Here is a 12,127-nt window from a genome sequence, read left to right as displayed (position 1 = left end):
ACTAACAGAGTTTTTAGCTAGTGGTACCGAAGGCCGGAATCGAACCGGCACGGCCAGAAGCCATCGGTGTTTGAGACCCTTAGGGACAAAAGGTCACAAAAGAAGACAATAGATAATCACTAGTAATATCAGTATTTTGACGTGTTTTATTGTTTTTAGAGTATTGTGGTTTTTTGCCAATTTTTGTGGGCAAGTGTACCAAGAGTGTACCAATAATTGAATGAATATTCTTGCCTAGTGTGTGATGTGTATACCCAAACGTATCCCTAAAAAACTTTGCTGAATTTAGTAATAGGTACTTTATGATGGCGGGAATCGAATCCAGCCTAGTTCGATTCCCAATGCAACCATCGAATCCAGTTTCATTCGAAGTTTTAAGAACTTACAAACCACCCTCTATTTGGCTTATGTTCGCAAGGTTCAATGTAGTACATCTCAAATCAACCGACTAAACGAAAGTTCTATGAAAGTTATAGAAAGCAACATATACAAACTTTTTTTTGCAAAAGCACCAACGGTTCAGCTAGCTTTATAGATCAATCGTGTAAAGGCTCTACCAACGCTAGATTGAACCTATTATGATCAGCTCTATAGCAAGTGATTTTAGCCCCTACCCAATCGCCTTCCTCGGCCACATTGAGAATATCGGAATACTGATCCGGAAATGCAGACTTATGAATCAGACCAGTACAACCCAAATCAAATTCCACAAAAAATCCATAATCCTGAAGTGATACGATTTGAGCCAACACCTCAGTCCCTGGCGGATAATCGTCCTCATAATTATTAATTTTTTGATACTGAGGATCAGTTTCTGCCTTATTGTCAATATGTGTTTTTATTTCTTTTAATCCAACAATATTTGCTGCTAGTTCACCTGAAAAAACAAGCTTACTAGCAGTAAAGTACTCGTCTAAATATGAGCACATATAATCAATCAATGCTTTACTGTTACTAATATGTGATTGCTTGCTTTCAGCCTTATGAGCCCCCTTGCCAGTAATATTATCAGCTATTATTTTTGCAACTTGATTTTCTCTAAACAAACAACTTTCAGAAACAGCCGACAAATAATTTATATTTTTAAGCAAATCCAAGTGAACAAATCCGGCAGGAGCTATAGAAATCAAATCGTCTTCACTAATATGGTCTATTCGCGATTCATTGATAACACAGTTTGCATCTGCTAGTTCTTTCAACTCAAACGAAACTCTCTTTTTTGAGTGACCAAGCTGCTGTAAAGTCTTCAGAAGAAGTCCAACTTTATGAAAACCTTTCGTTCTATTTGGACCATACTCTCGATGCATCAACCTAAGCCATTGCAATATTGATATTCTAACAAAAGGGTCAGGAAGTGAATCATCGCCTAAAGAATGAAAAAGGTTTTTTACATTAGATTCTTCATCATCATAATATTTTCTGTTTCCTTTAAACATTATTCTGGAAATCAAATATGAAGGAAGTGTGTAATCGCCCTTAGATTGTCTTATTTTAAATATTTCATCATCAGATATATGGCCACTTTTGCAAAAGTCCAAAAATATCTCCAAACCTTTTCGAATATTCCTACCTGCCAAACCAGTTATTATTCTACTAAAAAGCTTATCCTGAAACAATGAGGCCACTATACACCTGATATATTCCCCAACATCTTCCCTATTACATTTGACCTTAGCATTGTTTGGTAAAAAGTAATGAAAGCTATCATCAGAACAGGAAATTTCTCTCAACGCATAGTTTAGTCTTTTATAAATTACTCGTTCCAACAATGGAGGATCAATTCTAAATACTAAATCTTTAATAACTGTATCAAGAGGAGGCTCATTACAAAACTGATCATACGTGGTATCTCTTAATGGTAAAAATATCATGCACGGAAAGGAATCTTTTAACCAAGTAGCAACCTCAAACATCAATAGCTGATCTTCACGGCTCCTCTTGTCACAATTATCCAAAACAATAACCAATAGCTTATTTGGTCCAGAATAGACATAATCAATGATAGAATTTAAAGTAACATTGCCATCTTCTTGAAGCCTTTCAATTTCTTTATACAAAATATCTACATACTTATCAGAACCATTTTCGTAAAGAGACATTCTACCCTTCCGTAAAATGCTCAATTCGCGAAAATATATTTTCATAATTGTATCGATATGATCAAAATCTGTTTTTTTGTTTTTTGATTTTATAGATTTGATTATTTCAGAAACAACCCACTTATATATTTGCTCTCTTGTAAGAGGTGCTTTATTTAAGTTAATATTTATCCACTCGGTACTCATTACTAGAGAAGAAGGAAGTGCTACCTCTCTCAAGTAGTCTGTAAATGTAGATTTTCCTGATCCAACGTTGCCGATCAATAAACACATTTCGTTTTTAACTTTATTGATATCTTTTATTTCATCAATTATTTCAATCGGCCTTGATGTATCTTTTACCTCTTTTGCATTAACTATACTATTTGGTACAGACGCTCTAATCATTTTGTCAATTGGGGCTACATGGGAAAGCTTCCTTTTGGATTCAACATAAGCATTTCTTGCAATTTCCTCCCTATCCTTGATCGTATCTGGATTAAAAAGGTACTTATATTCGAGAGACACATTTGAACCAAAAGAATTTTGCCCAACAGTTTGATTCACTACAGATTTTCCACCCAGCATTTGGACCGGCTTAACATACGTAGCTGCCTTCTTGATCAGCTTAAACATATCTTCAGCTTGTATATTTATAGATTTTTTTGAAAAGTTAGATATGAAATTATCAAAATCAACGTTTGCTGGATTTATTTCTTCTACAGATATAGAAACAAATGGGGTATCGTTATCCCAATCATAACCATTTATAATAATCCCATCAGAAACAATAATTTTACTACATGGGTTCACATTTTTCTTATAGTTTGAATTTATTTCTGTTGCATATAATCTAGCTTCTCTTGATGCTTCATCTAAATTAGTACCAGGAGCCTTTGCTTCGATTACTAAACATGGCAAACCCTCAACAATAACAACATAATCGGGATAATATAGTTTCTTATTGCGGCCTTTATCAATTTCAATTTTGCGAATATCTGGCTTAGTCAATATGTCTGAATCATCATATTCAAGACCTAATGGATTTGTAGCAGTCAATAGTTTATAAAGTATTTTTTGCTCAACATCACTCTCAGTATATATATTAGTTATATCGTACATCAATTCCCCCTAACCTTAAATATGCCAAACTACAATAGACAAAACACTTTAGACTTCATTAAGCAAAACTACTTTATTTCTTATTTCTTATTTCTTATTTGTATTTCATTATTTATGATTTAGAGATTTACAACAGTATAAATTCACATGCTTTTTTGCAAGAATTCATTTCCTCTAGCCATTGCGCACGAAGTAAACGCCCGGTAGCACCAACAGGTTCCTGCGCACGAAACATTGTAGAACATCTTATTAGCCAGAATGTGACAACTTACACCTATTGATGACTGGGCCGGCGGTGCGGGCCGGCGACTGGGGACCCACGAGCGCTTTTGCGCTATGTGGGGATTGGAGCGCACCGGCCCACGGTAGCGCGTTAGCGCACCGATGCTCAGGTTTTGCGTTAGAAAAACCGCAGCCGGATCAAGTTCGCAGATAACTCAGATATTTTTCAGTGCTTTCGTGTAAATTCTAAAAAACAACCGCATGGAGGAAAGATGACAGCAATTGAAAAATGGATGGAAGGAAAACCGCCCACAATTGCCATAACTGCGCTGGGGATAGCATTAACAGCACCAGAGGTCAGCGAAGCACTAACTGAAATACGAGAGGAAGCCGACACCTATATTCCTCAACCTTCACTCAGCGTGTGGTTGAATTTCTATAAATCTCACCGTGTGGTTCTTGATGTTCTGCAAGATCTGTTTATCTCTGAAGGCATGGAAAAACTTATCAATGAATCTGTCTCAGGTAAAAAGGCAGACTTCTCTCCACAACAACGTAACCAGCTAGTTCAAGTCTACAAGCAACCAGCAACCCTCTTCTTTTTGAAAGTCTGGGGTCCTTGCGCTATTTATTACAGAACAACCCCAACACAGCTTTTTCGTCAAGCTCGACAGGGCAAAGTCAGCGCGTTTGAGAAACTGTTGAGGCTTGACAGCTCGGTGATCTTCGACAAAAAGCTCTCCGAGATATTCCACCAGATTAAAGGCAAAACCAACAAACAGGCATACCGAAAACTGCTCTTGGCGTTTCATAAGCCGGTTACTGGAAGATCTGACCCCAAACATATTAAGAGTCTTGCTGCTGCCATCATTTCTCTTATGTCAGCAGAAATAGGGAAAAGACTGACTGAACCAGAGATCCGACAACTCTTCGACGCAATCGCCAAAGATCGCAACCTTGGCCTTCAGGATGAAGAAATCCCTCCTACACCTGACAGCTTCGCCCAGGCAATCCGGAGAGAAACCCAAAAAGTTAAAAAGAAACCTTACAAAACATAATTTTCAAATGTCAGGGTACTTTATCTGACGCCATAGCACCCTTGGGACAACTTTAACTAACCCCAGGAGGTTTTATGGAAACGCAAAAAAAACAACCAATCAACGGCAAGACACCTGCTCCCAATGTTCCACATGGGGGGCAAGTGTCTATCAGCCCCCCTTCAAAGGTGAAAACCCTTTCTCAAGATTCAATTCAATCCCTCGCTTCTGGAATAGATTCTCTTGTCGTCGCCCTCGATGTTAAATGGATGACAAGCGACTTTTTCCGTTTTTTAAAGAACCGAAAAGATGAGGCTATTGCAGCAGAAGCCCCCGCTGTTGGTTTTCTTCGGATAGTCAATTTTGATGATGGGTGGCCATTTACTATCAGACCTTTTGGCGTGAAGGGCTATGAGTGGCTGGTCAATAGCAATGAATTTGATTTGAAAATCGGCAACTGGATGAACCCGATTTCCCGACCAAGTGTCATTGCTGAAATCCGTTCGGAAACACTTTGGCACCTTGGGCCAGAACAGGCATTTGGCAAAGTGCTCTCCCTTTTGAAAACCATGGGCGGGAAAGTCATATCAACAAAGCTGAGTCGCGTGGATTTATGCGTTGATTTCCTCTGTTGCGAACAATTTTGGCAGTTGGGATTGTTGGATAATATCGTTACCCGCGCCCAGGACATTAGGAACTATCTAAAGTATGGAAAATTCACCGGGGTAGGGATCGGAAGTGGCAAGCTTTCTGCCCGCCTTTATGACAAAGGGCTTGAAATTGAAACCAAGTCGAAAAAATTCTGGATGTTCGATATATGGGGGTTGGAAAATATACCTGAAGAACAAAAAGTCATCAGGGTCGAGTTCCAATTGCGTCGAGAGGCTATTAAGGAATTAGGCTTAGATAAAGTAGATGATGCTTTTCGGTATGGCGGGAACACTTGGGCCTATTGCACCACCGAATGGCTTAAATTCCAAGATCGACCGGGTAAGCATCATACGCAACGAAAATATCTTCCTTGGTGGCAATCCGTTCAAAATGCTTACAGCGGCGCACAAGGCGCTGAGCCGCTTGTTAGAAATAAAGCTCTAACTTCGAATAAACAGCAAATTATCCGTCAGGCTTACGGACTTCTTTCGTCTCTTACGGCAATTCAAAAGGAAGTACTTAACGAGGCTTCAGATTCATCATCCGATATGAATGACTGTCTAAACGCTATTTTTGAAAGTACGGGTTTGCTCAGCGGGGACAGTAAAGATTTCAGTCAGCGTGTGATTTCTAAACGAGCAAAATACAATCGTATGCGACAGAAAACTGAAGAGGCGCAAGTTAAAAGACGGGCCTTATTTTTTCCTGACAATGTAAAAGGAGGTGATTGCAATGCTTAAGAATGGCAATCCGTCAGCAACCGTGACTCGTAAGCTCATTCCCGTTACTAAGTGGAAAGACTATCACCCCTGGCCACCAATCGGCGGCCTGAGGCATTTAATCTTTTATGAAAACACCAACGGTTTCAGTCATTGTGTGGTGCGTTTGGGGCGAAGGGTGCTGATTGATGAAGAACGATTTTTTGAGTGGGCAGATACGCAAGGGTAATCGCCTTACTTCACCTTCAGGGCAATATGCGATAAATAGTTTCTGGTGGCTCTTGTGTTGTCGGCAATGTCTTTGCCTAAGCGCAAGAGTCCACCTATCGCTAGGTAGATTGCTATTTGTAGAGTGCCTAAAAATCCGACTGATAGAACGATTATCCATATGTCTGATTTGCTGAATATTTTGAGTGATGTGTTTAGCTCAACAAGAAGGCTCCAAACATACTTAATTTCAAAAACCGTAAAAAGCCCAAGGATACTAGCAAAGCATAGGAAGAATAGTGATAAATTTTCTATCAGGGGATATGATCTTGAATCCCGATCTAACTCAAAATCGATATAGTTTGGTGGCTCTTCGTCGCTGCTGGCGACTGCTCTTCTGAGGCTGTCATTAAGGGCGCGTTCTGCGTTGATGTGATGGACTTCCTCTTGTTGAGCTTTTTGAAATTTGGCATAGATGAGACCACATTTTGGACAATCTGTTGCTTGAGGCTTTTCATTTTTTAATCCACACTTTGGACAAAAGATCATTGTTCCCCTCCTGCAATGGTTAGTTAAATATCTTCTTGTTCATTCTTTCAACAACAGAACTCGTGTGTGCTTCTGACAAGTGAGCGTAGCGCTTAACCATTTGTAGCGTTTTGTGGCCTAGCACTTCGGCAATCTCAGCCAGGGTCGCTCCGTTCATAGCCAGGTAGGATGCTGCTGTGTGGCGTAAATCGTGGAATTTGAAATCATCTATCTTTGCATCCGACAACGCTGTGTCCCATGCTTTCCGTATGCAGGTCGGTTTGTTGGGATCGCTGCTTGGAAAAACCAACTGGCTGTCTATCTGCCTGACCTTGCTTTTGTCCGCTAGTATTTTGTGGGCTAAGCCAACAATCGGAATAGCACGGCGTTCATTGTTCTTGGTTTCGTGGAGTACGAGTCGGGAACGACTTAGGTCAATATCCTTCCATTTAATGTTGAGAATTTCCCCTTTACGCATTCCTGTAGATATCGCCAAAACGACGATGGGATAGAGGCTTTTGTGGCTGCTTGCAAGGCAGATATCAATAAGTCTCGTGCGCTCATCGTCGTCAAGAAACCTCACTCTTCCTCGTGGTTCGGTCGGCTTTTTTACTCTGCTGAACGGGTTGTTTTCAATCCATTCCCATTCACACAGGGCAAGATTCATCACATATGACATTGTGGTCATATATCGAGAGACGGTGCCAGGACTGCGCTTTTTCCCCTCTGTGATTTCCTCGGAGAGTAATTTGTCGCGGCACTGAGTAACCATGGCGGAGGAAATATCTGCCAGCATGTAATAGCCGATCTGTTCTTTCCACCAATGAAGATGAGTTCTTTGATTTTTTTCGTTCTTGGGTTTGTTGGGTAGGACTTGGGAGGAATAGCGCTCAATGAGTTCTGCTACTGTGTGCTTTTTTGCTTCAGCGGATTTGAAGTGGCGATTGTTGCGAATTGCTGACTCTGTGTCCTGGGCCCATTTTTTTGCGTCAGTCTTACGGTCAAAGGTCGCAGATTGGGGAGGGTGGCCCTTGAGTCGTACTAGGGCGCGATACTTTACTTTTCCGTCAGCAGACTTTCTTTCTTGGATAACGGCCATGTCCCCTCCGTTGTGATAAGTCGCTATTTTTCGTAGTAATTTGTTACGGAGTGTACCATGAGTGTACCAAAGAGAGAAGCGGACAAAACAAAAGGCCTAGCCATTTCTGGCTAAGCCTTTGTTTTTGCTGATGGTACCGAAGGCCGGAATCGAACCGGCACGGCCAGAAGCCATCGGTGTTTGAGACCGACGTGTCTACCAATTCCACCACTTCGGCACGAGCTAGACGATTATATTTATCCGCGGACGTTTGTCAAGTCTCTATCCGCATCCGCAGTGTTTTAATCAATAATTTCCAGTTTTTTGCCTGATTAAGTGGTTGGCCGTTGAGCGAAGCGACCGGCAGGATGTCGATCAGCGAGTTGCAAAGGAAGGTTTCTGTTGCCGTCGCTAACTCATCTTGATGCAGATTCCGCTCGTCCACTCTGATGCCCAGCTCTGTCGCGGCGGCGATAACCTGTCGGCGGATGATTCCGGATAGGATTGTCCGGCCCAGCGGGGGGGTGACCAGGCGGTGGTCGATCAGGGCAAACAGGTTGCTGGTGCTGCCTTCGAGAAGGTTTCCAGCGGGATCGGCAAAAAGTGCCTCGCGAGCCCCTTTTTGCTGGGCGTAGTTGGCCGCATAGAGACAGTCGGCATAGTTGCCGCGTTTCATCTGCGGGAGATGGCTGAGTGGGTTGACGCGCTGGTTGGGGGCGATGACGCAAGCGGCACCGGTCTCCCGTTCACTGGCGGTGGGTTCGTTTGTGGCGGTTGCCGTTAACAGGTACCAGCCGTTCTCTGTTGCTGGGAAATCCAACCCCTGACAGCGGCCACGGCTTAGAGTCAAGCGGATGCGGCTGGTCGGAGCTGTCAAGGCTTTTGCCAGTTGTTGCAGCGAGATCTCTATGCGGCTTCGGCCAATGGGGAAATCGAGCAGTTTGGCGGAATGTTCCAGCCGGTCGAGATGCTCGCTCTGCAACAGAATTTTCTGTCCGCGCGCTTTCAACGTTTCGAACAGGGTGTCGCCAAACAGAAAGCCGCCATCGTTGATCGGCAGTCGCGCATCTTCATGCGGAATAAAAGTTCCATCGACACAGACCAGCATATTCAATCCATCGCCTCCTGTAGAACTTTACGCAGTGCTTCCCCTTTGGCCAGACACTCAAGCCATTCTTTTTCGGCGATCGAATCGGCAACAATGCCGGCGCCCGTCTGGTAGCTGAAATGGTCACCGACCCGCTGGTAGCTGCGGATCAGAATGTTCAGATCCGTGCTGCCGCAGACGCTGATGAATCCAGCGCTGCCAGTGTAGCAGCCACGCCCGACCGGTTCCAGCTCGTCGATGATTTCCATGCAGCGTTTTTTTGGCACCCCGGTAATGGTGCCGCCGGGGAAGGTGGCGCGCAGCAGGTCGAAGGGGCCGCATTCCGGGCGCAGGCTGCCGCGTACATTGGAGACAATGTGGGTCACGTGGGAGTAGCGCTCCAGCACCATCAGTTCGTCAACTTTGACCGAACCGCCGGTGCAAACCTTGCCAAGATCGTTGCGCTCCAGGTCGAGCAGCATGATGTGCTCGGCCCGTTCTTTGGGGTGGGCGAGCAGTTCATCGCCCAGTTGCTGATCTTCCGGCGGTGTGTAGCCGCGTGGGCGGGTGCCGGCAATCGGGCGGGTTTCGGCCAGCCCGTTATCGAGTGACACCAGTCGTTCCGGGGAACTGGAGATGATATCGAGATCGGGTAAGTGCAGCAGGCAGGCGAAAGGGGACGGGTTGACAGCCCGCAAACGGCGATAGAGTTCTGTGGATGATCCCTTGATGCTGCCGTCAAAACGACAGGAAAGGTTGACCTGGTAAACATCTCCAGCGGCGATGTATTCTTTGCCGCGTTCGACCATCGATTCAAATTGTTGCTGCTCGATAACCGGTTTCGGTAGGTAGCTGATCTCGAGGGGGTGTTTTGTCAGCGGCCGTTGTGATTGCCGCACCTGTTGTTCCAGTCCCGGCAGGTCAAGGGCCGTATCGAGCGAGGCCAGGGTTAACACGCCGCGACTGTGATCGTAAACGGCGGTCAGGTCAACCCAGTAAAGATCGAGATCGGGGATGGGCAGGTCGCGTTTGGCGCGTTGCGGCAAATCTTCAATCTGGCCGGCAAGGTCGTAGCCGAAGTAACCGAAAAATCCCCCCGGAAATGGCGTCGCGGAAGAAATGGGTTGCGAGCGCTGCTTGAGAATATCCGCCAGCAGTTTCAGCGGTTCCCCTGGCAGCTGTGCCTCGCCGGAGTCATCACAGCGATACAGTTCTCCGGCGCGTAGTTGGTAGTGCTCTTGCCAACGTAGCGGCACGATGGAGTAACGGCCGGTTTTCGGCAACGGGTTTAGCGATTCGAGCAGACCGGGCCCATCTGGGCAAAGATTGAGATAGAGGGCGAGGGGGTCGAACTGCGGAAGTGCAAAACTGTGAGAAATAATCGCCATGGCTGCCATCGTTGAAAAACAAAAAAAGGGTTAGCCGAATTTATCAGCTAACCCTTGATTTTTTGGTGGAGCTACGCGGGATCGAACCGCGGACCTTTTGACTGCCAGTCAAACGCTCTCCCAACTGAGCTACAGCCCCATTAAAAGGTTGGCGATTTATAGCAAACTCGGCTTCCGGGTGTCAACAGGAAAAATAAATTCTCTACTGGAAGGTAAGGTTGGGCTAATGTTTTGTGCTGGACCGGTCGATAAGACCTTTGTCGCTTTTCCGTCGGAGTGTTGCTATGAAGACTGTCAGGATAGGATCTTGTGTTAGTTTGAACTTGAAAAACTCTCTGCGCAGCGGGCTCTATCATCTGTTTGTCGATGTGGTCCCGACTCTTTTGCTGCTGGCCGCCCTGGCCTATTCCATGGCATTTGTTTCTCACCTGCTGACTGACCCCCGCGCTATCGACCTTGAGGTTGTCTCCAAGCTCCTTTTCTGAAGATTAAAGTCCCCGCCATCCGTTTGACTATATGGTCATTTTCGCATCATCATGGTACAGTTCTGCGCTGAATTCACAGATAGTTAATTCTTTGTCGAAGAGGGTGTCCTATGAGCGGTCAGCAAGAGTTATTGCGGTCACTTCCGGCGGTTGATCGGGTCTTGCGCGAAGAGGCTTTGCAGGATCTGTTGACCTGCTTGCCGCATGATGTTTTGGCCGCTGCGGCCCAGCAGGCTGTTGCCGATTTGCGTTGCCAGTTGTTAGCGGGAAAAGCCGCCCAGACGGTTGAAGCATTACAGCCGGCACAGGTTGCAATCGCTGCAGCCCGACTTTGCCAACCCTTGTTACAACCTTCCTTGCGCAAGGTGATCAATGCAACTGGAACGTTGCTGCATACCAACCTGGGCCGTGCGCCGTTAGCCGAGGAAGCCCTGCAGGCGATTCAATCTGTCGCCGAAGGTTACTCGACTCTGGAAATGGATATGGACTCCGGTCAACGCGGTGAGCGTTACAGCCACGTTGAGCGTCTCTTGACTCAGCTGACCGGTGCCGAGGCGGCACTGGTGGTTAATAATAATGCCGGCGCCGTGTTGCTGGCTTTGACCGCGTTGGGCAAGGGCAGCGAGGCGATCGTTTCTCGTGGCGAACTGGTCGAAATTGGCGGTGCTTTTCGTATTCCCGAAGTGATGGAAGCTGGTGGGCTGATGCTGCGCGAGGTTGGGGCCTCAAATCGCACCCATCTGCGCGATTATCAGCAGGCTATCAGCGAACAGACCAAAATCCTGCTTAAGGTGCATACTAGTAACTACCGGATCGTCGGCTTTACCAGTGATGTTCCGGCCAGCGAGCTGGTGCCGCTGGCGCGGGAGAACGATCTGATTCTGATGGAAGATCTGGGCAGCGGCATGCTCTGCGATCTGACCCGCTTCGGTTTGCCTTACGAACCGACTGTGGCCGAAACGGTTAAAGCTGGTGTCGATGTCGTGACCTTCAGCGGGGATAAATTGCTGGGTGGACCGCAAGCTGGATTGATTGTTGGCCGCAAGGATCTGATTGAGAAGATCGGTCGGCATCCGTTGGCCCGCGCTCTGCGCATCGACAAGCTGACCTTGGCTGCCCTGGAGAGCACCTTGCGGCTATATTTGCAGCCGGATGTGGCGCTTGAGAAGTTACCGATTTTGCGCATGTTTAACGCCAAAGCCGAAGAACAACAGCAACGCTGTCAGCGGTTGCTTGAGAGGTTGCAGGCCGAGGATTTGCCGGTTGTTTTGTCCTTGGTCGCCGACTTTTCCCGGGTCGGTGGTGGCTCCATGCCGCTGGTCGAACTGCCCGATTGGGCGGTGGAGATAAAATCAGAGACGCTCTCGGTCGATACCCTGGCGCGGCGTTTGCGCAGTTATCAGCCCGCAGTGGTGGTCCGGGTGCAGAATGACAGCCTGCTGGTCAACCTGCGTGCGGTGAACGAAGCAGAGGATCGGTTGCTTGCACAATTGTTGCTGGCCGCCATCGGTGGAGAGAGTTAAAG

Annotated in this window: 10 protein-coding genes and 2 tRNA genes; 5 read left to right on the top strand and 7 right to left on the bottom strand. The window is 46.0% G+C overall.

Going from position 1 to position 12,127, the window contains the following annotated elements:
* Positions 1-536: 536 nt before the first annotated feature.
* Positions 537-3,200 carry a type I restriction endonuclease gene (locus tag ACZ5PT_RS19145; protein ID WP_464264614.1) on the bottom strand — a complete coding sequence of 888 codons (2,664 nt, stop codon included), beginning with the start codon at positions 3,198-3,200 and terminating at the stop codon, positions 537-539.
* Positions 3,201-3,694: 494 nt separating this feature from the next.
* On the opposite strand from ACZ5PT_RS19145, the gene ACZ5PT_RS19140 reads away from it, so the two are divergent.
* The 3 genes from ACZ5PT_RS19140 (at position 3,695) to ACZ5PT_RS19130 (ending at position 6,058) form a co-directional block, all read left to right on the top strand.
* On the top strand, positions 3,695-4,480 hold the full coding sequence (locus ACZ5PT_RS19140) for a hypothetical protein (RefSeq protein ID WP_464264613.1): 786 nt from the start codon (positions 3,695-3,697) through the stop codon (positions 4,478-4,480).
* A gap of 74 nt (positions 4,481-4,554) precedes the next feature.
* Positions 4,555-5,850 carry a hypothetical protein gene (locus ACZ5PT_RS19135; RefSeq protein WP_464264612.1) on the top strand — a complete coding sequence of 432 codons (1,296 nt, stop codon included), beginning with the start codon at positions 4,555-4,557 and terminating at the stop codon, positions 5,848-5,850.
* Positions 5,843-6,058, top strand: a complete 216-nt coding sequence (locus ACZ5PT_RS19130) for a hypothetical protein (RefSeq protein ID WP_464264611.1) — start codon at positions 5,843-5,845, stop codon at positions 6,056-6,058. The genes ACZ5PT_RS19135 and ACZ5PT_RS19130 overlap by 8 nt, the downstream gene beginning before the upstream one ends.
* Positions 6,059-6,063: 5 nt before the next feature.
* Here the strand turns inward: ACZ5PT_RS19130 and ACZ5PT_RS19125 are convergent, their stop codons facing one another.
* The 6 genes from ACZ5PT_RS19125 to ACZ5PT_RS19100 form a co-directional block, all read right to left on the bottom strand.
* Positions 6,064-6,585: a zinc ribbon domain-containing protein gene (locus ACZ5PT_RS19125; RefSeq protein WP_464264610.1), complete on the bottom strand. Its 522-nt coding sequence runs from the start codon at positions 6,583-6,585 to the stop codon at positions 6,064-6,066.
* Positions 6,586-6,604: 19 nt separating this feature from the next.
* Positions 6,605-7,663, bottom strand: a complete 1,059-nt coding sequence (locus ACZ5PT_RS19120) for a tyrosine-type recombinase/integrase (RefSeq protein ID WP_464264609.1) — start codon at positions 7,661-7,663, stop codon at positions 6,605-6,607.
* A gap of 131 nt (positions 7,664-7,794) precedes the next feature.
* A tRNA-Leu gene (locus ACZ5PT_RS19115) sits at positions 7,795-7,880 on the bottom strand.
* 36 nt (positions 7,881-7,916) lie between these two features.
* Positions 7,917-8,750, bottom strand: a complete 834-nt coding sequence (locus ACZ5PT_RS19110; RefSeq protein WP_464266770.1) for an aminotransferase class IV — start codon at positions 8,748-8,750, stop codon at positions 7,917-7,919.
* 2 nt (positions 8,751-8,752) lie between these two features.
* Positions 8,753-10,117: an anthranilate synthase component I family protein gene (locus ACZ5PT_RS19105; protein WP_464264608.1), complete on the bottom strand. Its 1,365-nt coding sequence runs from the start codon at positions 10,115-10,117 to the stop codon at positions 8,753-8,755.
* 63 nt (positions 10,118-10,180) lie between these two features.
* Positions 10,181-10,256, bottom strand: a tRNA-Ala gene (locus tag ACZ5PT_RS19100).
* A 145-nt stretch (positions 10,257-10,401) separates the two neighbouring features.
* Between ACZ5PT_RS19100 and ACZ5PT_RS19095 the strand changes: the two genes are divergently transcribed.
* Both ACZ5PT_RS19095 and selA read left to right on the top strand, forming a co-directional pair.
* A complete protein-coding gene (locus ACZ5PT_RS19095; protein WP_464264607.1) occupies positions 10,402-10,602 on the top strand; it encodes a hypothetical protein in 201 nt (66 codons plus the stop codon).
* Between the two features lie 110 nt (positions 10,603-10,712).
* A complete protein-coding gene (gene selA / locus ACZ5PT_RS19090) occupies positions 10,713-12,125 on the top strand; it encodes an L-seryl-tRNA(Sec) selenium transferase (RefSeq protein ID WP_464264606.1) in 1,413 nt (470 codons plus the stop codon).
* Positions 12,126-12,127: the final 2 nt, after the last annotated feature.

The sequence above is a fragment of the Desulfuromusa ferrireducens genome (assembly GCF_055389805.1).
The sequence above is the reverse complement of the archived record's forward strand: the minus strand, read 5'-3'. Positions and strand labels throughout refer to the sequence as shown.